General features: G+C 70.4%; 18 protein-coding genes and 1 riboswitch. Of the genes, 7 read left to right on the forward strand and 11 right to left on the reverse strand.

Annotation, left to right across the window (positions count from 1 at the left end):
• Positions 1 to 29 precede the first annotated feature (29 nt).
• The 6 genes from ACWPQI_RS12620 to ACWPQI_RS12645 all read left to right on the forward strand — a co-directional run bounded on the left by ACWPQI_RS12620 (position 30) and on the right by ACWPQI_RS12645 (position 11,633).
• A complete protein-coding gene (locus ACWPQI_RS12620; protein ID WP_474738358.1) occupies positions 30 to 3,134 on the forward strand; it encodes an ATP-binding protein in 3,105 nt (1,034 codons plus the stop codon).
• 97 nt (positions 3,135 to 3,231) lie between these two features.
• Complete coding sequence (locus tag ACWPQI_RS12625) at positions 3,232 to 4,650, forward strand: FAD-binding oxidoreductase (protein WP_017681705.1); 1,419 nt, start codon at positions 3,232 to 3,234, stop codon at positions 4,648 to 4,650.
• Between the two features lie 34 nt (positions 4,651 to 4,684).
• Complete coding sequence (locus ACWPQI_RS12630) at positions 4,685 to 6,085, forward strand: NAD(P)/FAD-dependent oxidoreductase (protein ID WP_474738359.1); 1,401 nt, start codon at positions 4,685 to 4,687, stop codon at positions 6,083 to 6,085.
• 309 nt (positions 6,086 to 6,394) lie between these two features.
• On the forward strand, positions 6,395 to 8,587 hold the full coding sequence (locus tag ACWPQI_RS12635) for a malate synthase G (RefSeq protein WP_010596520.1): 2,193 nt from the start codon (positions 6,395 to 6,397) through the stop codon (positions 8,585 to 8,587).
• A 147-nt stretch (positions 8,588 to 8,734) separates the two neighbouring features.
• Positions 8,735 to 10,474: a vWA domain-containing protein gene (locus tag ACWPQI_RS12640; RefSeq protein WP_017681702.1), complete on the forward strand. Its 1,740-nt coding sequence runs from the start codon at positions 8,735 to 8,737 to the stop codon at positions 10,472 to 10,474.
• A gap of 4 nt (positions 10,475 to 10,478) precedes the next feature.
• Positions 10,479 to 11,633: a metallophosphoesterase gene (locus tag ACWPQI_RS12645; RefSeq protein ID WP_010596522.1), complete on the forward strand. Its 1,155-nt coding sequence runs from the start codon at positions 10,479 to 10,481 to the stop codon at positions 11,631 to 11,633.
• A gap of 141 nt (positions 11,634 to 11,774) precedes the next feature.
• Here the strand turns inward: ACWPQI_RS12645 and gcvP are convergent, their stop codons facing one another.
• From gcvP to ACWPQI_RS12700, 11 genes are all read right to left on the reverse strand, one after another.
• Positions 11,775 to 14,627: an aminomethyl-transferring glycine dehydrogenase gene (gcvP, locus tag ACWPQI_RS12650; RefSeq protein WP_017681701.1), complete on the reverse strand. Its 2,853-nt coding sequence runs from the start codon at positions 14,625 to 14,627 to the stop codon at positions 11,775 to 11,777.
• 168 nt (positions 14,628 to 14,795) lie between these two features.
• Positions 14,796 to 14,890: riboswitch (glycine riboswitch) on the reverse strand.
• Between the two features lie 72 nt (positions 14,891 to 14,962).
• A complete protein-coding gene (locus ACWPQI_RS12655) occupies positions 14,963 to 15,589 on the reverse strand; it encodes a MerR family transcriptional regulator (protein WP_003937271.1) in 627 nt (208 codons plus the stop codon).
• Positions 15,590 to 15,847: 258 nt separating this feature from the next.
• Complete coding sequence (locus ACWPQI_RS12660) at positions 15,848 to 16,321, reverse strand: bifunctional nuclease family protein (RefSeq protein ID WP_010596524.1); 474 nt, start codon at positions 16,319 to 16,321, stop codon at positions 15,848 to 15,850.
• Between the two features lie 104 nt (positions 16,322 to 16,425).
• Entirely contained in the window at positions 16,426 to 17,163 is a 738-nt protein-coding gene (gene ftsR, locus ACWPQI_RS12665; protein ID WP_026137991.1) for a transcriptional regulator FtsR, read from the reverse strand.
• Positions 17,163 to 17,630 (reverse strand): glycogen accumulation regulator GarA, encoded by a 468-nt coding sequence (gene garA / locus ACWPQI_RS12670; protein WP_003937274.1) that lies wholly within the window; start codon positions 17,628 to 17,630, stop codon positions 17,163 to 17,165. Before garA ends, ftsR begins: the two co-directional genes overlap by 1 nt.
• Before the next feature lie 174 nt (positions 17,631 to 17,804).
• Positions 17,805 to 18,209 (reverse strand): glycine cleavage system protein GcvH, encoded by a 405-nt coding sequence (gene gcvH, locus ACWPQI_RS12675; RefSeq protein ID WP_010596526.1) that lies wholly within the window; start codon positions 18,207 to 18,209, stop codon positions 17,805 to 17,807.
• A gap of 43 nt (positions 18,210 to 18,252) precedes the next feature.
• A complete protein-coding gene (locus ACWPQI_RS12680) occupies positions 18,253 to 18,993 on the reverse strand; it encodes a DUF881 domain-containing protein (RefSeq protein WP_010596527.1) in 741 nt (246 codons plus the stop codon).
• A gap of 4 nt (positions 18,994 to 18,997) precedes the next feature.
• Positions 18,998 to 19,354, reverse strand: a complete 357-nt coding sequence (locus tag ACWPQI_RS12685) for a small basic family protein (protein WP_040269832.1) — start codon at positions 19,352 to 19,354, stop codon at positions 18,998 to 19,000.
• Positions 19,355 to 19,359: 5 nt separating this feature from the next.
• The gene (locus ACWPQI_RS12690) at positions 19,360 to 20,226 is read right to left on the reverse strand and encodes a DUF881 domain-containing protein (protein WP_017681698.1); all 867 of its coding nucleotides are present in this window, start codon (positions 20,224 to 20,226) and stop codon (positions 19,360 to 19,362) included.
• Positions 20,223 to 20,840, reverse strand: coding sequence for a CDP-alcohol phosphatidyltransferase family protein (locus ACWPQI_RS12695; protein WP_026137989.1), 618 nt, complete (start codon positions 20,838 to 20,840; stop codon positions 20,223 to 20,225). The genes ACWPQI_RS12690 and ACWPQI_RS12695 overlap by 4 nt, the downstream gene beginning before the upstream one ends.
• Before the next feature lie 74 nt (positions 20,841 to 20,914).
• Positions 20,915 to 21,532, reverse strand: a complete 618-nt coding sequence (locus ACWPQI_RS12700) for an NUDIX hydrolase (protein WP_432373588.1) — start codon at positions 21,530 to 21,532, stop codon at positions 20,915 to 20,917.
• A 130-nt stretch (positions 21,533 to 21,662) separates the two neighbouring features.
• Between ACWPQI_RS12700 and ACWPQI_RS12705 the strand changes: the two genes are divergently transcribed.
• Positions 21,663 to 22,601 carry an AAA family ATPase gene (locus ACWPQI_RS12705; protein WP_432373586.1) on the forward strand — a complete coding sequence of 313 codons (939 nt, stop codon included), beginning with the start codon at positions 21,663 to 21,665 and terminating at the stop codon, positions 22,599 to 22,601.
• The last annotated feature ends 12 nt before the right edge of the window (positions 22,602 to 22,613 follow it).

Below are 22,613 nucleotides of genomic sequence, written 5' to 3' on the forward strand. Positions count from 1 at the left end.
AGGCTGAAGTCTGGAGAGGCCACGAGCTGATGCTGTACGTCTCCGTCCTGGGTGAGCAGTCGATCACCGACGACACGACCGGCGCCGTCGTGACGCGGTCCCCTCGCGGCACGACCCTGGTCGCCTTCCTCGCCCTCCACGCCGGAGTTGCACAGCCCCGCCAGCTCATCGCCCCCCTGTTCTGGCCCGACTCGACAACCGCCCAGGCCCTGACCAACCTGCGCCGCGAACTGCACCACCTGCGCCGCGCCCTCGAAGACGACCCGGCCGTCGAGGTGACCTCCCGGGATCTGTGCTGGCGCGACACCGAGACCAGCCGGGTGGACCTACGGACCTTCACCGTCGAGTACCAGGCCGCCCGGGCGGCCGCGACCAGCGGCGACGACGAGGCGGCGCTGCGGCACGCCACCACCGCGCTCGCCGAATACCGCGGCTCCCTGCTGCCCGGCATGTACGACGACTGGATCCTCGAGGCCCGATCGGATCTCGAACGGCACTGCGTCGACCTGTGCGATCTGCTGTGCCGGCTCCGGACGCGCACCGGCGACCTCCCCGGGGCGATCGACGCCGTCCGCCGCCGGATCCCCCTCCGACCCCTGGAAGAGAGCGGGTACCGCACCCTGATGACCCTGCAGGCCGAGCACGGCGACCGCGCCGGCGCAGTGAGCACCTATCACCGCTGCGCCGCCGTCCTCGAACGTGAACTCGGGCTGGCACCTGACCCGGCGACGCGCACCCTCGCCGACCGCCTGCTCGCCCCCGCGGACCCCACCGCGACCGCCCGCCCCATCGCCGGACCGGCGGCCGAGCGGCCCGGACTCGCCGCCCCGACACTCGTCGGACGCACACGCGAACTCCGTCGGCTGCACGAGACGTGGCGCACGGCCGCCGCCGGGCACCCCACCCTCGTCCTCGTCACCGGCGGCGCCGGCGTCGGCAAGACCCGCCTGGTCGCCGAGATCGCCACCACCGCCCGCGCACAACCCGCGGTGGTGGCCGGCACCCAATGCTTCGGAACGTCCGGACGGCTCGCCCTGGCCCCGGTAGCGGACTGGCTCCGTACCCCCGCGGTGCAGCCCGCGCTCACCGCGCTCGACCCGATCTGGCGCGCCGAGGTCGACAGGCTCGTACCGTCCGGCGCGGCCCGCCCGGAACCCGGCGCCGGCGTCCGGGCGATGGTCGACGCCTGGCAGCGCCTCCGGTTCTTCGAAGGCCTGGCGCGGGCGCTGATCGGCGGCGGCCGCCCCGCGTTGCTGACCCTCGACAGCATCCAGTGGTGCGACCCGGAGACGCTGACGTTCCTGACGTTCTGCCTGTCCCTGACACCCGACGCGCCCCTGATGGTGGCCGCGACAGCCCGCACCGACGACACCGACGAGAACCGGGACCTCGAGCAATGGGCAGACCGGATGCGGACCGCCGGTCTGCTCGCCGACCTGCCACTGCAGCCCCTGGGGGCCTGCGGCACCGCCCGCCTGGCCGAAACGCTCGGGGGGCGCCCGCTCGACCCGCAGGACGCCGAACTACTGCACGCGACCACCGGTGGCTTCCCCCTCTACATCATCGAAGCGATGCGCAGCGGACCGGGCGTCGCCCCCGCCGGCCGCCTGGCCGACGTGCTGCACGACCGGATCGGGCAGGTGAGCCCCGCCGCACGGGACGTCGCCGGACTCGCCGCGGCGGTAGGCCGCGACTTCACCCTCGACCTGCTCACCGAGGCCAGCGACCTCGACACCGACGCCGTGGTGCGCGCCGTCGACGAGCTGTGGCAACGCAGAATCCTGCGACAGTTCCGCGACGGCTACGACTTCTCCCACGACCTGCTCCGCGACGCCGCCTACGCCCGGATCAGCCCGCCCAGGCGCTGGCTGCTGCACCGCCGTCTCGCGCAGAGCCTCGAACTGCTGCACGCCGACGACTACGACAGCGTCTCGGCGCAACTCGCCGAGCAGTACGCCCGCGGGGGACGACCGGACCGGGCAGTGACCTACTACCGTCGCGCGGCCGATGTCGCCTCGAGCACCTTCGCCCACACCGAGGCGATCCGACTGCACAAGAAGGCACTCGCCATCGCTCGCACCCAACTCGAGGGGCGCGACGCCGCCGTACAGGAACTCGCCGTCCGCGAAGAGATGGCGGCGCCGCTCAACGCACGATACGGCTACTCCTCCCCCGAACTGCAGCAGACCCTCGAGCGCTCGATCCGGCTGGCCGAGTCCCTCGGCCGCAAGGACTCCCTCCTGGCCGGCCTCGTCGGCCTCTGGTCGTCGCGGTTCGTGCAGGGAAACATCGCCGGCGCCCACGAGGTCGCGACCCGCGCACTGACTCTCGTCGACCCCGGCTCCCCGCTGCGCGGGTCGGCCCACTTCGCATTCGCCGGGTCCGCGGTCGAGCTCGGCCGCCCCGAGGAGGCGCTCCACCACTTCGACCGTGCGGCCGCACTGACCCGGGGCGCTCCCTCGTTGACCGTCGGCACCCGGCCCGACGTGCACGGCAGCGCCTGGGCGGCCCACGCCCACTGGCTGCTCGGCCACAACGACGCCGCCCTGAGCTGCTGCAACGAGGCTGTCCGGCTGGCCCAAACGATCGATCATCCTTACAGCCTGGCCGTCGCCCTGGCCTACAGCGGCATCACCCACCACCTGCGCACAGACCCCGCCGCCCTCGACGCCGCCGTCGCGGAACTGACCGACCTGTGCATCCGGTACGGATTCGCCTACTACAGCGAGTGGGCGCTGATTCTCGGCGGGTGGTCCCGCGGCGGCGAGGCCGGCCTCGTGCAGATGCGGCGCGGCATCGACACGCTCCGCTCGGCCGGTTCGTTCGCCCGGATGCCGTATTGGCTCTCGCTGCTCGCCGACCTGTCGGTGCGGGAAGGGGAACCCGGCGCTGCCCGGGCCGCGCTCGATGCCGCGATAGTCGCCGGACAGGCCCGCGACGACCTGTGGTGGCTGCCCGAGGTGATGCGGATGCGCGCGGCGCACGACGACCACGTCGCCGCGATCGTGCGACTGCGTGCCGCCGCCCGGACCGCGGCCGCCCACGGCAGTGCCGCCCTGCTCCGGCGCTGCGCGCGGGACCTCGCCGAACACGGCGTCGACCTGCCGCTCCCGGGCGTTCCCCCGGCCCGGTGACCGGCGGCGCGCACCCGAACGCTGCGCGAACGCCCTCTTCCTAGGGTCGACGGTACAACGCCCGCACCGGCGAGCGACCGACCCGAGAGGGGCTTTCGTGACCACCATTTCGACCCGGCCGGCCGGCGCGGTGCCGTACGACGACCTGGCCGCGGCACTGCGCGGCGACCTGATCACCCCCGGCGACACCCGTTACGACACGGCGCGTGCCGTCTACAACGGCATGATCGACAAACATCCCGCGGCGATCGCACGCTGCCGGGACGCCGCCGACGTCGTTTCCTGCGTCCGCTTCGGCCGCGCCCACGCGCTCACCCTGGCCGTGCGCGGCGGCGGGCACAACGCCGGCGGTCTCGGCGTGTGGGACGACGCGCTCGTCGTGGACTTGTCCCTGATGCGCAGCACCACAGTCGATCCGGCACACCACACCGTCCGCGTCGACGGCGGATGCACCTGGGGCGACGTCGACCACGCCACGGTCGCCTTCGGCATGGCCACCCCGTCCGGCTTCCTCTCGTCCACGGGCGTGGGCGGGCTGACCCTCGGTGGCGGCATCGGCTACCTCTCCCGGCGCTTCGGGCTGACCGTCGACAACCTTCTGTCCGCCGACGTGGTCCTCGCCGACGGCACGCTCGTGACGGCCGACGAGAGCTCGCACAGCGACCTGTTCTGGGCGCTGCGCGGCGGCGGCGGGAACTTCGGCGTCGTCACCTCCTTCACCTTCCGCTGCCACGACATCGGGGAGGCCGGCATGATCGTCGGCGGCCCGGTGCTCTACGACCTCGCCGACACCGCCGACGTCATGCGCTGGTACCGGGAGCTGCTGCCGGCGCTCCCGGAGGAACTCAGCGGCTGGATCGCGCTGCTCACCGTCCCACCCGCCGCCCCGTTCCCCGAGGACCTCTGGGGCCGCAGGTGCTGCGGCATCGTCTGGTGCTACACCGGACCACACGCCAAGGCCGACGAGGTGCTCGACCCCATCCGGACCTACGGCTCGCCGCTGCTGGTCGGCCTGCACGACATGCCGTTCACCGTCCTGCAGAGCGCGTTCGACGCCCTCTACCCGCCCGGCCTGCAGTGGTACTGGCGGGCGGACTTCTTCGACGAGATCACCGACGCCGCAATCGACGTGCACTGCAGGTACGGGCCGCAGCTACCGACCGGTCACTCCACCATGCACCTCTATCCCATCGACGGCGCCACCAGCCGCGTCCCCGAGGACGCGACCCCGTTCGCGTACCGGGGCGGCGGATGGGCGGGGGTCATCGTCGGCGTCGACCCCGACCCCGCCAACGCCGGCCTCATCACCCGGTGGGCTCGCGACTACTGGGAACAGCTGCACCCGACCTCCGCCGGCGGCGCCTACGTCAATTTCCTGATGAGCGAGGGCCAGGACCGGGTCGAGTCCGCCTACCGCGGCAACTACGACCGGCTCACCCGGATCAAGCGCCGCTACGACCCGGACAACGTCTTCCACGTCAACCAGAACATCCGGCCCGCCGCGGCCGAACGGTAGCCCGGAACCGTACCCGCCCGGAGAGGAACGGACTATGCCCACGCACAGGCTGGAAGCGGACTATCTGGTGATCGGCTGCGGCGCGGCCGGCATGGCGTTCGCGGACGCATTGATCACCGATTCCGACACCGACGTCGTCATGGTGGACCGGCATCACGCCCCGGGCGGGCACTGGAACGAGGCCTACCCGTTCGTGCGGCTGCACCAGCCGTCCGCGTACTACGGCGTGAACTCGCTGCCGCTCGGGACGGACGTCATCGACCGCACCGGCCCGAACCGAGGCATGTACGAACAGGCGAGCGCACCGGAGATCTGTGCATACTTCGACCGTGTCATGCGCAGCAATCTGCTGACATCCGGAGCGGTGCGCTACTTCCCCATGAGCGAATACGTCGGTGACCATCGCTTCGTCTCCCGGATCTCCACCGACCGGTACGAGGTGGAGGTCCGCACCGCCCTCGTCGACGCCACCTACCTCGAGCCTGCGATACCCGCCACGTTCACACCACCGTTCGACGTGGCCCCCGGCGTCCGCTGCGTCCCCGTCGACGCCCTTGCGCGCGTGGCCGAACCGCCCGAACGGTACGTGATCATCGGGGCGGGCAAGACCGCGATGGACGCGTGCCTGTGGCTGCTGCAGCTCGGCCTGCCCCCGGACGCGATCCAGTGGGTCAAACCCCGGGAGGCGTGGCTGCGCAACCGACGGTTCGCCCAGGGCGGTGAACTGGTCGACGACTTGATCGAGGGACTGGCCCGGCAGATGGAAGCCGCCGCCCGGGCGAGGACGCCGGCCGAGCTGTTCGCCCGGCTCGAGGCGAGCGAACAGCTGCTGCGCGTCGACGAGCACGTCCTCCCCACCATGTACAAGGGGCCGACCGTCAGCACCGCCGAACTCGAGCAGCTCCGCCGCATCGAGGACGTCGTCCGGCTCGGGCACGTGCGACGCATCGAACACGACACGATCGTGCTCGACCACGGAACGATCCGTACCGGGCCCGGTCACCTCCACGTCCACTGCGCCGCCCCGGGCCTGAACCCGGCACCGGCCGTCCCGATCTTCGAGGAGGGCCGTATCACGTTGCAGCCCGTCCGCACGGGGCTCGTCCCGTTCAATGCCGCCCTCGTCGGATTCGTGGAGGCCACCGGCCGGGACCCGGCCGAGAAGAACCGGCTCTGCCCACCGAACCGGCTACCGGACGTCCCCCTCGACTGGATCCGCGGAACGCTCGTTGAGACGAACGCCGAGTACGCATGGTCGAAGGAACCGGACATGGCGGACTGGCTCGAGCGTTCCCGCCTCAACACGTCCCGGGGACTCCGGCACCGCGCCGACCGGCCCCTCGTCCGGGAAGCGACGAGACGATTCGCCACGCACGTCCGGCCCGCCCTCGCCAACCTCACCGGACTGCTCGACGACGCCCGGCAGGCGGCGTGACTGCGCGGCCGCCCGGCCCGCCCGGGCGGGCCGGGGTCGCGGACCACCCCGTATGATCTGAGCGATTGCGGCTACTCGCCGATCACGATCGAGACCGCTTCCGGGCGCGCACAGTACGCCCGCGAGCGGTCGGCGCTCACCATCGCGCCGCGGCCCTGGAGAGGAGCTGCTGAATCGATGTACCGCCCCGGCGGCGGGTCGAACCGGCCTGCCCGAAACTACCGGCGGGTAACGTGAGTGCTGTTCGTCGTGCTGCCCGTCGGCGCCGCCGACGCGAGCGCACAGGTCCCGGAAAGAGTGAGGCAGGTAATGACTGAACGCGTGCAAGTCGGTGGACTCCAGGTCGCCAAGGTGCTCTACGACTTCGTCGTCGACGAGGCGATCCCCGGCACCGGGGTGGACGCGGCCGAGTTCTGGGCCGGCGCGGACAAGGTGATCCACGATCTCGCCCCCCGCAACCGCGCCCTGCTCGCCACGAGGGACGAGCTGCAGGCACAGATCGACACCTGGCACCGCGACCGCAAGGGCCAGGCGCACGACGCCGCGGCCTACAAGGCGTTCCTCCAGGACATCGGCTACCTCGTCCCCGAGCCCGCCGACTTCCAGGTCACCACCGCAGGCGTCGACGCCGAGATCGCCACCACCGCCGGACCGCAGCTGGTGGTGCCGGTTCTCAACGCCCGCTTCGCCCTCAACGCCTCCAACGCCCGCTGGGGCTCGCTCTACGACGCCCTCTACGGCACCGACGCCATCTCCGAAGAAGGCGGCGCCGAGAAGGGCACCGGCTACAACAAGGTGCGCGGCGACAAGGTCATCGCCTGGGCCCGCGACTTCCTCGACACCGCCGCCGCCCTCGCCACCGGCTCGCACACCGACTCCACCCGGTACTTCGTCGACGGCGCCGAGCTGAAGATCGAACTCGGCGACGGCACGACCACCACCCTGGCCCAGCCGGAGAAGTTCGCCGGCTACCTCGGCGACAAGACCGCCCCTACCGCGGTGCTGCTGCGCAACCACGGCCTGCACGTCGAAATCCAGATCGACCCGGATTCCCCGATCGGCAGCACCGACGCCGCCGGGGTGAAGGACGTCGTCCTCGAATCCGCGGTCACCACCATCATGGACTTCGAAGACTCGGTCGCCGCCGTCGACGCCGAGGACAAGGTCATCGGCTACCGCAACTGGCTCGGCCTCAACCGCGGCGACCTCGCCGAGGAGATCTCCAAGGGCGGCAAGTCCTTCACCCGCTCCCTCGACGCCGACCGCGTCTACACCGCCCCCGACGGCTCCGACCTCACCCTGCACGGCCGATCGCTGCTGTTCGTCCGCAACGTCGGTCACCTCATGACCAACCCCGCCGTGCTCGACTCCGAGGGCAACGAGGTCCCCGAGGGCATCCTCGACGCGCTGATCACCAGCCTCGCCGCCGTGCACGGCCTGTCCGTCGGCAACGCGACCGGGCCGCTGATCAACTCCCGCACCGGCTCGATCTACATCGTCAAGCCCAAACAGCACGGCCCCGAAGAAGTCGCCTTCACCACCGAACTGTTCGGCCGGGTCGAAGAGGTCCTGGGCCTGCCGGCCAACACCCTCAAGGTCGGCATCATGGACGAGGAACGCCGCACCACCGTCAACCTGAAGGCCTGCATCAAGGAAGCCAGCGAACGCGTGGTGTTCATCAACACCGGCTTCCTCGACCGCACCGGCGACGAGATCCACACCTCCATGGAGGCCGGCGCCATGGTCCGCAAGGCCGAGATGAAGAAGCAGAAGTGGATCTCGGCCTACGAGGACTGGAACGTCGACACCGGCCTCGCGTGCGGGCTGCAGGGCAAGGCCCAGATCGGCAAGGGCATGTGGGCGATGACCGACCTCATGGCCGACATGCTCGAACAGAAGATCGGCCAGCCCCGCGCCGGCGCCAACACCGCCTGGGTGCCCTCGCCCACCGGCGCCACCCTGCACGCCACCCACTACCACCAGGTCGACGTGTTCGCCGTGCAGGACGAGCTGAAGGGCACGCGCCGCGCCACCGTCGACGACATCCTCACCATCCCGCTCGCCCCGTCCACCGACTGGAGCGACGAGGAAAAGCGTGAGGAGCTCGACAACAACTGCCAGTCCATCCTCGGCTACGTCGTGCGGTGGATCTCCCAGGGCGTCGGCTGCTCGAAGGTGCCCGACATCCACGACATCGCCCTCATGGAGGACCGCGCCACCCTGCGCATCTCCAGCCAGCTGCTCGCCAACTGGATCCACCACGGCATCGTCACCGCCGACGACGTCGTCGGCGCCCTGCAGCGCATGGCACCGGTCGTCGACCGGCAGAACGCCGGCGACCCGACCTACCTGCCGATGGCCCCGGACTTCGACTCCAGCATCGCCTTCCAGGCCGCCAAGGAACTGATCCTCGAAGGCACCACCCAGCCCAGCGGCTACACCGAGCCGATCCTGCACCGGCGCCGCCTCGAATTCAAGGCCGCCCACGGCCGCCGAGCCTGACCCCCAGCCACGGCCCCCGATCCACGGTGGATCGGGGGCCGTGGCGTCTCACAGCCGATCACTAGACTCCGGGAACGACGGCGGGCAGACACGACGACAGGCAGGAAACACGTGGGTCGACATCGCGGAACGGGCGGCGCCAGAGGTGTGAGCAAGGGCCCGATCGTTGCCGTCGCCGTGGCACTCGTCCTCGTCCTCGCCGTCGTCGGCTGGTTCCGCCTGCGCGAACGCATCGACGAGCAGGCGACCGAAGCCGCACAGACCTGCGTCGAAGGTGACGCGCTTCTCGACGTCGCCGCGGATCCCGCCGTCGCCCCCACACTGACCGCCCTCGCCGCCCGCTGGGTCACCGACACCCGCCCGGTCGTCCGCGACCACTGCATCGACGTGCGCGTCACCGCCGTCGCCACCACCCCGGCCACCACCGCCCTCACCGCCGCCGCAGACGCCTCAGCCGCCGACCCCCGCTGGGACCCCGCCCTCGGGCCCCCACCCGCCCTCTGGGTCCCCTTCAGCAGCGACGCCACCGCGCGCGCGGCACAGGCCCTCGACGGACAGTCCCGCTCCCTCGCCACCTCCCCGATCGTGCTGGCCGTCCCCACCGCACTCGGGCGTGCCCTCGACGCCGCAAACACCGCATGGCGTCAGCTGCCCTCCCTCCAGTCCGACGGCAGCATCCTCGCCGGTCTGGGCCTCGACGGCTGGACCGGCCTCCGTCTCGCCCTGCCCACCGGCCCCGACGCCGACGCCACCACACCCGCCCTCGAGGCCGTCGCCGCCGCAGTCACCGACGCCGGACCCGGCCCCCTGACCGCCGAACAAGCCGCCTCCCCGGCAACCACCTCCGCGGTCGGGACCCTCGCGCTCGGCGCCGACGCCCTCGGAGCCGGCGCCGGACCGACCACCGCCGCAGCCCTGGACACCCTCGCCGACGCGCCCGGCGCCGACGGCACGGTGCACGCCGTACCGATCACCGAGCAACAGCTGCACACAGCAGTCACGTCCGGCGGCGCCGCCGGCCTCGCCGAATTCGTCCCCACCGGTCCCACTCCCACCGCCGACTTCCCCGCCGCCGTGGTCGACGCCCCGTGGGTCGACGAGACGCTCTCGCGCGCCGCCGCCGAACTGACCGGCTATCTCCGCGAACCCGCCGCCGCCCGCGCCCTGGCCGACGCCGGTTTCCGGGTCGACGGTCAGCCCGCACCCCGTAGCGACGCGGTGCCCTTCCCCCGCATCGAACAGACCCTGAACCGCGCCGACCCGGCCGTGGCCGACATCCTCCTGGACCACCGGCGCGCACCGGTGGCACCCCGCACCACCACGATCCTTCTCGACACCTCCACGTCCATGGGAACCGTCGAAGGCGACGACACCCGTCTCGCCCACCTCGCCGCCGCCCTGGACCAGCACGTGGACCGGTCACCGGACGCCTCGAACCTCGCCCTGTGGGTCTTCGCCGACGACCTCGACGGCACCACCCCGTACCGCACCACGGTGGCACGCGGCGCACTCACCGCGGACCACCGCACCGCTCTGACCACCGCCCTGAGCGGCACCCGTACCACCGACGGTTCCGCCGTCTACCGGTCCCTGGCCGCCGCCTACGTCGACGCCGTCCGAAACTTCACGCCCGGGCAGCCCAACTCCGTCCTCCTGATCACCGACAGTGCCAACGACGACGACACCACCCGCCAGCGCATCCTCGACCTCGTCACCGCCGCCGGCGACCCCGACCGGCCCGTCCGGATCGACGTCGTGACCCTCGGCGACGACACCGACCGCAACACCCTGCAGACCCTCGCCGACCGCACCGGCGGCGCGCTCGTCTCCGTCACCACGACCGACGGGCCCGAACTCGCCCCCGCCCTCCGAAAGCTGATGTCCTGACACCGTGATCCGGCTACTCGTCGCGGGGACGTTCCTCGCCCTCGTCACCTTCTGGCTCCACCGCCGCCTCGTCCGTGCCCCCGGTCTGCGCGGGCGCGCGGCGATCGCCGCGAACACCGCGCTCGGCGTCCTCCTCGTCGTCGCGCTGATCGGTGCGCAGAGCGGCACCTCACTCGACCCGCGCTGGGCCCGCCCGTTCGGATTCCTCGGCTGGACCTGGCTCGCAGTAGTGCTGTACCTGGTCCTCGGCACGCTCCTGATCGGGATCGTGTCCCTCGCAGCGCGAGCGGTACGCCGCTTCCGTCGAGACGCCGCCCATCCGCCGGATTCTTCCCGGCGGCGCGCTCTGCAGGTCGCGACGGGCGCGCTGACCGTCGCAGCGGTCGCCGCCGTCGGCTACGGCACGGTCGAGGCCGCTCGGCCCCGGCTCGTGCACACCCGGATCCCGCTGCGCCGGCTCCCGGCCGGATTCGACGGGCTGCGCGTCGCCCTCGTCACCGACCTGCACGTCGGCCCGTCCCGCGGCCGCGAGTTCACCCGCCGCGCAGTGGACCTCGTGAACGCACAGCGGCCGGACCTGATCGTGCTCGGCGGAGACCTCACCGACGGCACCATCGCCCTCGTCGGACCCGACCTGGCGCCTCTCGCGGACCTGCGTGCCCCGCTCGGGGTCTACGGCGTCAGCGGAAATCACGAGTACTACGCCGACGACGCGATGTCCTGGCTGGATTTCTGGGAAACCCTCGGTGTACGCACCCTCCGCAACGAGCGAGTGACCCTCGAGCGCGGCGGCGACGCGATCGATCTCGCCGGCATCCACGACTATTCGGCGCCGGCCCCGAACGACGCGGACCTGACCGCGGCACTGCAGGACCGCGATCCCGAACGCTTCGTTCTCCTGGCCGCCCACCAGCCTCGCCACGTGTTCGAGGCGCGCGAGCACGGCATCGATCTGCAGTTGTCCGGGCACACGCACGGCGGACAGATGTGGCCGCTCGGATACGTCGTGCCCCTGCAGCAGCCGACGGTGACGGGTCTCGACCGGTTCGGAGACACGCTCGTCTACACCTCCCGCGGTACCGGTGCCTGGGGGCCGCCGGTCCGCATCGCCACCCCTCCGGAAGTGGCGATTCTCGAACTGACCGTAGGGACCGTCTGACCGTCCTCGAGTTTGGGGTCGGGTGTTGGAGGGTTGCCGTTGCGGGATGTTCGGTTATTTAATATGTTCCGTATGGCTCGGAATATTTTGGTCTGATTCTCGGGGGTGAGCCGCTCCGGCGGCTCACCCCCGAGAACTCACTCAGCTGCTGTACGCCTCCAACGGCGGGCACGAGCACACAAGGTTCCGATCCCCGTACGCCCCGTCGATGCGTCGCACCGCGGGCCACACCTTCGCGCGGGTCTGCCCCAGTGGATACACCGCGATCTCACGGCTGTAGGGGTGGATCCATTCCCCCACCAGGCACTGGGCGGTGTGCGGCGCCCCGCGCAGCGGGTTGTCGTCCACCGGCCACTCCCCTGCCCCGACGCGGTCGATCTCGCCGCGGATGGCGATCATCGCGTCGATGAACGCATCGAGCTCGGACAGGTCCTCGCTCTCGGTGGGTTCGACCATGAGGGTGCCCGCAACGGGGAAGCTCATGGTGGGTGCGTGGAAGCCGTAATCCGCCAGACGCTTGGCGACGTCGTCCACCGTGACGCCCGTGTCCTTCGTCAGGGGCCGCAGATCGAGGATGCACTCGTGCGCCACCATGCCGTTCTCACCCGTGTACAGGACGGGAAAGTACTCGTCGAGCCGGCGCGCGATGTAGTTCGCCGACGCGATCGCGGTCAGCGAGGCCCGCCGCAGGCCCTGCGCCCCCATCAGCTTGATGTACGCCCACGTGATCGGGAGGATGGACGCCGATCCGAACGGCGCCGCCGACACCGGTCCGCCCCCGCCGAGCCCCGGCTCCGCCGGGTGTCCGGGCAGGAACGGCACCAGGTGTGCGCGCACGCCGATCGGCCCCACCCCGGGACCGCCCCCGCCGTGCGGAATGCAGAACGTCTTGTGCAGGTTCAGATGACTCACGTCGCCGCCGAACTTGCCGGGTCGTGCCAGACCGACGAGAGCGTTCAGGTTGGCCCCGTCGATGTACACCTGACCACCGGCGTCGTGCACGGCGCCGCAGATGTCGGCGATCTCGTGTTCGTAGACGCCGTGGGTCGACGGGTACGTGATCATGATCGCGGCGAGACGTTCGGCGTGATCGGCGATCTTCGCACGCAGATCGTCGAGGTCCACGTCACCGTTCGAACGGCACGCGACGACCTCCACGCGCATACCGGCCATGACCGCGGAGGCCGCGTTGGTGCCGTGCGCGCTCGACGGGATCAGGCAGGTGTCGCGGTGCTCGTCGCCCCGGCTCAGATGGTAGTGGCGGATGGCCAGAAGCCCGGCGTACTCGCCCTGGCTGCCGGCGTTCGGCTGCAGGCTCACCGCGTCGTACCCGGTCACCGCGGCAAGCCACCCTTCCAGGTCCGCGATGAGCCGGCGGATGCCTGCGGTCTGATCCGCGGGGGCGAACGGATGCAGCGCCGAGAATCCGGGCCAGGTGATCGCCTCCATCTCGGCGGCGGCATTGAGTTTCATCGTGCACGAACCCAGCGGGATCATGGTGCGGTCGAGCGCGAGGTCCATGTCCGACAGGCGGCGCAGGTACCGCATCATCGCGGTCTCGGTACGGTACCGGGTGAACGCCTCGTGCTCCAGGTACGCGCTCGTGCGCGCGAGGTGCCGGGGAAGGGCGGGCGCGGCTTCCGCCGCGGTGTCCTCCGCCCCGAACGCGGCAACAACTGCAGCCACATCGGCCTCGCTGGTCGCCTCGTCGCACGAGACCCCCACCTGGTCGTCGTCGACCCGCCGGACGTTGATGCCGGCCTCGAGCGCCGCCGCGACCACCGCGTCGGCGCGGCCGGGAACGCGGACCAGAACGGTGTCGAAGAAGCTGTCGTGCACCACGTCGATGTCGGCGGCTCGCAGCGACGCGGCGAGCCGGGCGGCCTGGCCCGCCACACGGGTCGCGATCCCGGCCAGGCCTTCGGCGCCGTGGTACGACGCGTACATCGCGGCGAGGACCGCGAGAAGCACCTGCGCGGTGCAGATATTGCTGGTCGCCTTCTCACGGCGAATGTGCTGCTCACGCGTCTGCAGCGCCAGCCGGTACGCCGGCGAACCGTCGGCGTCGACCGAGACACCGACGAGCCGGCCAGGCAGGTTGCGGGCATGGGCGGCGTGCACCGCGAGATAGCCGGCATGCGGCCCGCCGAATCCCATGGGCACGCCGAACCGCTGGGTGGTGCCGAAGCATACGTCCGCGCCCTGTTCACCGGGCGGGGTGAGCAGCGTCAGGGCCAGCAGGTCCGCCCCCACCGCCACGAGGGCGCCACGCTCGTGCGCCGCCTCGACGAGGGGACCCGCGTCGAACACCCGGCCGGAGGCACCCGGGATCTGCAGGATCACGCCGAAGAACTCCCCCTCGGGCAGACCGTCGTCGACGAGATTCGCGGTGACGATCTCGATTCCCAGGGGTTCCGCGCGGGTCGCGAGGACCGCCGCGGTCTGGGCGAACACGTCGGTGTCCACGACGACCCGCGTGCTCCGGCACTTGCGGTTGGCGCGCGCGAGCAGCGTCATCGCCTCCGCGGCGGCGGTCGCCTCGTCCAGCATCGACGAGTTGGCGACCTCCATGCCGGTCAGGTCCGAGACCATGGTCTGGAAGTTGAGGAGGGCCTCGAGGCGCCCCTGGCTGATCTCCGGCTGGTACGGGGTGTATGCCGTGTACCAGGCGGGATTCTCGATGATGTTGCGCAGCAGGACCGGCGGAGTCAGCGTGCCGTAGTACCCCTGACCGATCATCGACGTCGCGACGGTGTTCTGCCCGGCGAGTTCCTGCAGGGCCTTCAGCACCTCGTGTTCCGACAGCGGCGCGTCGAGCGACTCGAGTCCGTCCGCGACCCCGTCGGTCCGCGCGTCGAGGATCCCGGCGGGCACCGCCTTCGCGGCCAGTTCGTCGAGGGATTCGACGCCGACGACGTCGAGAATGCGGCGCAGTCCCGCCGCGTCGGGGCCGACGTGGCGGTCGGCGAAGGTGTGGGTGGCAGCATCGGTCATCGCGACTCCCTGAGGTCGGAGGTCCGCATCCGGGCAAGGGTCGCACGGTGCGTGTCCTCCCCCTCTGTCGCGAGCTCGTCGAGCGAGCGCCTGAGAGATTCGGTACCGGAACGAACCGGCCCTTTCCCCGTGGGCGGGTGGGTGCTCCCACCGCTTTCCAGAGACGTCGGTGCCCGTACGGTCCTCGATGCCTGAGAGATTGACGGGGAGGTGCTGCTCCTTCGGCGCCCGGAACAGGTCCGGAACTCTCCCGCACGGCGGCGACGTACCCCCGATTCTAGGGCACCGGGAGGCCGCGGAACACGGAGGTCGCGGGCGTTTCCTGTGACGAGCGTCTACCCGATCCGCCGATTGACGCGTTCGCGGCGGCGAGAGGCCAGTTCGTCCTCGGGTCGCTGTTCCACGTTGCCACCGTCCGCGCGCTCAGCCGGGAAGTCGGCGATGCTGCCGGTCAGCTCCCGCATGGCACCGCTCACCGCGATCCCGAACACTCCCTGCCCGCCCTGCAGTAAATCGACCACCTCTTCCGGGGAGGTGCACTCGTACACAGTCGTGCCGTCGGAGAACAGGGTGATCTTCGCCAGGTCCCGCACTCCGCGTTCGCGGAGGTGGTCGACCGCCACCCTGATGTTCTGCAGCGAGATGCCCGTGTCGAGCAGACGCTTGACGATCTTCAGGACGAGGATGTCCTTGAACGAGTAGAGCCGTTGGCTGCCCGAGCCGGCCGCGCCCCGGATGGACGGAACGACCAGGTTGGTCCGCGCCCAGTAGTCGAGCTGGCGGTAGGTGATGCCGGCGATCTGACAGGCGATGGGCACGCGGTAGCCGACGAGCTCGTCAGGCACCGAATCGTCCGGGAACAGACCCGGCTGCATCTCGTCGGCATCGAGAGCTGCCCGTGACGGGGCATCGCGGTCGACGGCGTCGAAGCTGAGCTGCTGTCCCTGCGGCCGATCTCCCACTGTTGTGACTCCCTCTCGCGTGCACAGGCGTGCCCTGGAACGAACGACGGGCGGATCCCCACCCCCATCCGGTCGTCGAGCGCTCGCGTGACCCACCGAGTCGATCCGTAGCGATTCACTCAGCGTACGCCCCGTACGAAAAGTTGGGCAGCAACACGCCGACCGGACGACGACCTTCCGGTTCCGCGTCACACTCGCGGCGCGCGTCCCGGCCGTCGGGGCCGGAAGTCGCGACAGAACCTCGGCGGCGTTCGACGATCAGCCGTCCGTCGCCTTGAAGTCGTCGGGGGAGACGGATTCGAGAAACTCCTTGAACTTCTCGACCTCGTCCTCCCGCTCATCCGGCATGACGAGGCCCGCTTCCGCCAGCACCGGTTCCTCCACGAAGACCGGCGCGCCGATGCGCAAGGCTACAGCGACCGCGTCGGAGGGGCGGGACGACACGCGCAGACCGCCGTCGAAGACGAGATCGGCGTAGAACGTCCCCTCCTTGAGATCCACGATCCGGACCTCTTCGAGGGTACGGCCGAAGGCATCGACCAGATTCTTGATCAGGTCGTGCGTCAACGGCCGGACCGGCTCGACACCCTGCTGTTCCAGTGCGATCGCCGTGGCTTCCATCTGGCCGATCCAGATCGGCAGGTACCGATCTCCGTCGACCTCGCGCAGCAGCAGGACAGGCTGATTCTGCGGTTGCTCGACCCGGATCCCCACTACTCGCATCTCGCTCATCGAGCCGCCTCCCATCCCTGCTGTGCGACGGTGGCGAACCGTCCGCCGATATCCCCCTGAATTCTAGTGCCAAACGCGCCGTCGTCGAGGTCGACGCCCGCCGCTCACCGATCCAGAGCGCCCCGGACGGCGGCCTTGACGAGGCATGTGTGCATCGTCAACGACAGCGCGGCCAGTTCCCGTACCATCTCCTCGGCCCGAGCACGCGCACCGACGTCCCGGCCCTTTGCCACCGGACCCGCGATCTGCGCCACCAGGCCCGCCTCCCGGTCGGCCGCGAGCTTGAACGCACGCAGGTGCCGAACCTCGAGGCCGAACTCGGACATGGCCTTGGCGGTGCGCGCCAGCAGCACCGCATCCTCGTCGAAGAAGCCGGCCGCGCCGGGCACGATGAGCCCGGCGCGGATCAGCTCCGTCAGGAAGGACGACTCGATGCCCGCCCGCCCGCACAGGTCGTCCCGGCTGATCCGCACCTCCCGGTCCGTGCGCAGATCCTCCGGGGACACCTGCCCCGGCGCCACGGCCAGGGTCCGGGGCCGCTTCGGGCGACCCTCCACCGAGCCCACCGTCGCGACACCGCGGTCGATCGCCTCGAGCTGTTCCTTGATCACCTTCAGCGGCAGGTACTGGTCCCGTTGCGCGGTCAGTACGTACCGCAGACGCTCACAGTCCGCGATCGAGAAACGGCGATAACCCGACGGGGTGCGTTCCGGACTGATCAGTCCCTCGGATTCGAGGAAACGGATCTTCGAGATCGTCACGTCCGGAAACTCGGGCCGGAGCCGATCGAGCACGGAGCCGATCGACATCCCCCCCGGTGACGGCTGGCGGGCAGCGGTCATCAGCTACCCGTGCCCTGCGAACCCCGCGGGCCGGTGAGGAACACCAGCCGGAACTTCCCGATCTGCACCTCGTCGCCGTTCGCGAGAACGGCCGAGTCGACCGGCTCGCGGTTGACGTAGGTTCCGTTCAGGCTTCCCACATCGACGACCTGGAACTCGCCCTCGTCCTGGCGGAACTCGGCGTGCCGACGGCTCACCGTCACGTCGTCGAGGAAGATGTCACTGTCCGGGTGACGCCCGGCCGACGTCGTCGGCTGATCGAGCAGGAAACGCGACCCGGCGTTCGGGCCACGCTTGACGACGAGCAGCGCCGATCCTGTGGGAAGCCCCTCGACCCCCGAGACCGGCGCTTCGGTCGTTCCCGCGCCCGTGCCGGTGGTATCGAGCTCGTTCAGGAAGTCGGCACGAAACACCGAAGTGGTTTCCGCAGGGGTTTCCTCGTAGCCCGCGTTGCCGTTCTCGCTCACCGTATCTCCTTATCCGTTCGGCCCTTCGGGATCGCTCCCCCGGGGCCGCAGTTTCGTTCAGCCACGATCACTTCCGGTACGGACCCGCGCCCCGACCCGGCACACGCCTACCGATGACCGTACCCTGCACGACGTCCTTCGTGCAGGCAGACGCGGCCCCGGCCGGACGCGGGGTCAGTTCTGCGTGATTGCGCGGTATCCGTCGGCGTCGAGCGTGTCCGCCAGAGCGGCGTCGAGCTCGTCCTTGCTGCCGACCTCGACGTCCACCAGCCAGCCGGCCTCGTACGGATCCCCGTTGACGAGCTCGGGATTGCCGTCCAGATCCGAGTTCACCCCAACGACTTTCGCCGTGAGCGGAGCGAACACGTCGGACACGCTCTTGGTCGATTCCACCTCGCCGAAGGACTCCCCCGCGGTGAGCTCCGCACCGGTCTCGGGCAACTGCACGAAGACGACGTCGCCGAGCTGCGACTGGGCATAGTCGGTGATGCCGAGGCGTGCGGTCACGTCGCCGGTTCGGCGAACCCACTCGTGCTCCGCCGTGTAACGCAGATCGGCGGGTGTTCGGAACTCACTCACGACAGGTCCTTTCGGGCAGCGACATTCGCGTGGAACGCCGGGTTCAATTACCGGGCTGAGAGTATTGTCGCGGCTCGATCTCCCGCAAGGCGGGCACCTCGACCTGCGGCGACTGCTCGATCTGCACCGTCCCGCCGGCTCGGGCCACCGTGTCGACCACACCGCCGGGGATGTTCAGCGCCGCCGCCAGTGTGGGCGCGTCCCCGATCGCGGCGACGACGTAGGGCGCTGCGAGCGGTCGATCGTCGACGACCAACGCACCTGCGGTTCCGCCCACCCAGGAGTCCACGCCGATACGCACGGCAGCGTCGCCGGTTCCGGCGACCTGCACCGCTTCCGCTCCCGCGGCGCGCAGTTCCTGGATCGTGTCGAGAAGGACCTCCGGACCGACCCCCCGCCGCGGGTCGGCGATGGTCAAGATCACTCCCGGACCGGTGGCCGGGGCGGCGCCGACCTGGATCTGCAGGGCCGACAGGCGCTGCTGCGCCTCCGCGAGCGCGGCCTCGGAGCCGTTGCGTTCCAGACTGGCCAGCGTCTGCTCCAGGGTGGTGATCTCCTGGCGCAGCTCCGCCTCGCGCCGGTTGAGGTTGTCGAGCACCACCAGCAAGTCGGCGGGCCGGGCGGAGTCGAGCGCATCCCCCGAACCGGTGTTCCTGACCTGGGTGGCGATCCCCACCCCGAGCAGAACCATGAGCAGCGCCGCCAGGGCGGAGAAGACGATCCGCGATCGGCGCGCTGTGCCGGTCTCGGCCGTGTCGTGTCGTTCGTGCTTGCCCTCGCCCATCCCGCTACGCCCCGAACAGCCTGCGGCGCAGTGCGGATGCGTTCCCGAAGATCCGGATACCGAGAACCACGACGATCGCCGTGGAGAGTTGGGTGCCCACCCCGAGTTGGTCACCGAGCCAGACGATCAGTGCGGCGACCAGCACGTTGAAGACGAAGGAGACGACGAACACCTTGGCGTCGAAGATCTCGTCCAGGTAGGCGCGCAGGCCGCCGAAGACCGCGTCGAGCGCCGCGACGACCGCGATGGGCAGGTAGGGCTGGACCACGTCCGGAACCTGGGGACTGACCATCACGCCCACCACGATGCCCACACCGAGGGCCAGCACCGCGTAGAGGGCATATCCGCGTTTGGTCACCACAGTCCTCACCGCTCTCCCGTTTCCCGTGCCGCTGCGACATCGCGCACCGTGGCGGCCGGCAGCGCCAGGTCTGCCGCGTCCGCGATGGTGAAACCTACCTCGTAGAGTTGCTGCACCCCCGCCATGCGCAGGTAGGCATCGCTGACCACGAACCCGGTCTGCAACTCGGCAGGAGACCCGACGGCGGAGACCGTGTAGGGCGAGAAGACCGGCCTGTTGTCCACGAGCATCGCTCCACCGGCCTGACGGACGGTGACACCCGGACCGATCCGGACCCCGTTGATCGCGACGGCCTCGGCGCCACTGCGCCAGAGCGCGTTGACGACCGACTGCAGGTCGCGGTCGAGAATCACCGAGGCGCTGCGGGCGCGGTCCTTCTCCGCCGAGTCCGTCAGGTCGGGACGCGACGCCGGATCGGCGAGGGTGACCGTGATTCCCGGCCCGTGCACGGGCGTCGACGCTGCGTCGTCCTCTGCGCGGGCGAGCCGGTCGAGCACCGCCCTCCCTTGTTCGTCGTCGGCGAGCACCGCGATGCGGCGCTGTTCCACCTCGGTCGACAAGTCGTCGCGGGAGGCCGCGAGTGCGTCGTTGCGGTCCTCGGTCGCGCGGACGGTGGCGAGGATGTCGTCGCGCGCCTGCTCCGTCCCGGATTCGCGCTCGATGTTCTGGGCGTATGCCACGCCGAGGACGAGGCCGGCAAGCAGACCACCGAGGACGAGCCACACCCCGATGCCGGTGCGGGTCGGGCGGGAATGGCCGGCGGCGCGGTCGCGCGCCGCGCCGGCGTACCCGGGATCGAGATGGTCCTCGAGCAGCGCTTTCAGCAGCGACGGGACGGGGTTGCGGCGGATCTGCTCCCAGTTGCGGTTCATCCGGTGGCAGGCCCTCCGGACACGGGCACCGCTCGAGCCGTCTGCACCGCCTGCAGCAGGTAGAGCGCGCCCGTCCACACGTAGAGGGCAGTGCCCCAGAGGAGGGCGGCCCACCCCGCGGGTTCGAGGACGTCGCCGGCGGCGGGAAGCGCCTGCGCGGCCAAGAGGAGCGGCAACGCGAACATGAGCAGGAACGTGGCGCCCTTGCCCAGGTACAGCACCTCCGGTGGCGGCAGACCGCGGCGTCGATAGACGGCCAGGGTCGGGGCGAGCACCATCTCCCGGCCGATCAGAAGAACGGCGATCCACCACGGCACGATGCCCCGGGCCACCAGCGCGAGAAGAGTCGTGACGATGTAGAGGCGGTCGACGAGCGGATCGAGCACCGCCCCGAGTCGCGACGCCTGATCGAGCAGCCGTGCGAGTTTGCCGTCGGCCCAGTCGGTGATCCCGCTGAGCATCAGAACCGCGAGCGCCCACCCGTCGGCATGCCGGACGAGGACCAGATAGAGGAAGATCGGGATTCCAGCCAGGCGGACGACACTCAGCACGTTGGGGACGGTGACGATGCGGTCGGATCGAGCCGGCGCACCGGTCGTCGTCGCGTCGTTCATCATCCGTCCTGTCGTTCGGGGAGTCGGTCCCGACAGCCTTGCACACCCCACGCCGCCGCTGCCCGTGCGACCGCTCACCTCCACGCGAACACGGGCTGTTCCAGGTCGTCGATGCGGGTGCTTCGGCGGTGGAGCACGACTTCACGGAACTGGTACATCACCGCCGCGGTCGGTGCGTGGACGAGATGACCCCGGAACGGCCACTGGATCACCGGCTTGTCCGACTCCGGGATGGTGACGAACCGGGGCTCGCTGTCGAGTTCGGACTCGGTGACGGCATAGAGGGCGGCAACCTCGTCCGGGTTGGGGACGAGATCGCCGATCGCCGCATCCACCCACACGACGTAGGGCGAGATGACGTAGCCCGAGCGGGTGATGTAGTCGTCCAGACGGCCGAGAATGCCGCCGGGATCAGCGCGCAGTCCGAGTTCCTCGTGCAGTTCGCGCAGCGCGGCCACGGCGGGGGTCTCCCCGTCGTCGAGGCGTCCGCCCGGCAATGCGAACTGACCGGGATGAGATCGCAGGCGCGTGGGGCGGCGAGTGAGCGGCACGACCGGGTTGCCGTGCCCGTCGTCGAGCACGGCGACGACCACCGCGGCGTGACGCCGGCCGTCCAGGGGCAGGAAACGGGGTTCGAACGCGGAGAGTGCCGACCCGACCTCGCTCGGGTCCAGGGGATTCCGGACGGTCATGGCACCGACACTAGGCGGTAGGAATTGCGATTCTGCGCATGGATCCCCGAAACGGTCCGTTCGGCGTGCCCGGCCGATGCATAGTTGTTCGACGAAACGAACAGATCCAGGGGTACACGAGGACGTGAGCATGCAGCGCACCATCCGATCGATGGCAGAGGTCCGGCGGGGAGTCGCGGAGCGGGTGGTGGGCCGCGTCCGGGAGACCGATCTTCTGCTCGCCGCGATCGGGGCAGGCCGCGACGTGCTCCTCGAGGGTCCGCCGGGGACCAGCAAGTCCACCCTGCTCGGGGCCATCACCGCCGAGCTCGGCAGTCCGCTGATGTTCGTCGAGGGGAACGCCGACCTGACGCCGGCGCGCCTGGTCGGCTATCACGATCCGGCACGGGTGCTGTCCGAGGGCTACCACGAGGACAACTTCGTGCCCGGACCGCTGGTGGCGGCGATGCGCGACGGTGGAGTGCTCTACCTCGAGGAGTTCAACCGATCGCCCGAGGACACACTCAACAGCCTGCTGACCGCGATGGCGGAACGGCGGATCACGGTGCCGCGGGTGGGCACGGTGGTCGCCGATCCGGCGTTCCGCGTGGTGGCCTCGATGAACCCGTTCGACAACATCGGCACCGTCCGACTGTCGATGAGCGTGCACGACCGGTTCTGCCGACTGTCGGTGGGTTATCAGGACACGCAGGCCGAACACGAGATCGTCGTCCGGCGAACCGGATGTGGGTCGGCACGGCTCGTCGCCGACGCGGTAGCGCTCACCCGTGCTACGCGAGAGCACCCCGATCTGCGGGGTGGGTCCAGCGTCCGCGGCGCGATCGACCTGACCCTGGTCGCCATGCAACTGTTCGACATGCGGGGGGTTGCAGACGATCTGCCGGACTCGACCGATCCACCGCGGGATCTTCCGGCGGAGTACACCGGCCCTGTGCTCGACGCGCTGCTGGTGGCGCTGTCCGGACGGATCGCGGTCGACGAGGTCTCCGAAACCACGCCCGAAGCGGTCCTGCGGGAGATCTGGCAGGACCACTTCCTTCTCCGTCCTGCTGCCGCCGCCCCCGGTTGAAGGTCCGTCCCC

The sequence above is a fragment of the Rhodococcus sp. LMD genome (genome assembly GCF_056108245.1).

Bases quoted from the DNA above. Each gene is read 5' to 3' on its own strand.
- ACWPQI_RS12660 (WP_010596524.1), bottom strand. From the start codon at position 16,321: ATGAGCGAGATGCGAGTAGTGGGGATCCGGGTCGAGCAACCGCAGAAT.
- ACWPQI_RS12620 (WP_474738358.1), top strand. From the start codon at position 30: ATGCTGTACGTCTCCGTCCTGGGTGAGCAGTCGATCACCGACGACACG.
- ACWPQI_RS12680 (WP_010596527.1), bottom strand. From the start codon at position 18,993: ATGGGCGAGGGCAAGCACGAACGACACGACACGGCCGAGACCGGCACA.
- ACWPQI_RS12690 (WP_017681698.1), bottom strand. From the start codon at position 20,226: ATGAACCGCAACTGGGAGCAGATCCGCCGCAACCCCGTCCCGTCGCTG.
- ACWPQI_RS12635 (WP_010596520.1), top strand. From the start codon at position 6,395: ATGACTGAACGCGTGCAAGTCGGTGGACTCCAGGTCGCCAAGGTGCTC.
- ACWPQI_RS12705 (WP_432373586.1), top strand. From the start codon at position 21,663: ATGCAGCGCACCATCCGATCGATGGCAGAGGTCCGGCGGGGAGTCGCG.
- ACWPQI_RS12700 (WP_432373588.1), bottom strand. From the start codon at position 21,532: ATGACCGTCCGGAATCCCCTGGACCCGAGCGAGGTCGGGTCGGCACTC.
- ACWPQI_RS12630 (WP_474738359.1), top strand. From the start codon at position 4,685: ATGCCCACGCACAGGCTGGAAGCGGACTATCTGGTGATCGGCTGCGGC.
- ftsR (WP_026137991.1), bottom strand. From the start codon at position 17,163: ATGACCGCTGCCCGCCAGCCGTCACCGGGGGGGATGTCGATCGGCTCC.
- gcvP (WP_017681701.1), bottom strand. From the start codon at position 14,627: ATGACCGATGCTGCCACCCACACCTTCGCCGACCGCCACGTCGGCCCC.
- ACWPQI_RS12695 (WP_026137989.1), bottom strand. From the start codon at position 20,840: ATGAACGACGCGACGACGACCGGTGCGCCGGCTCGATCCGACCGCATC.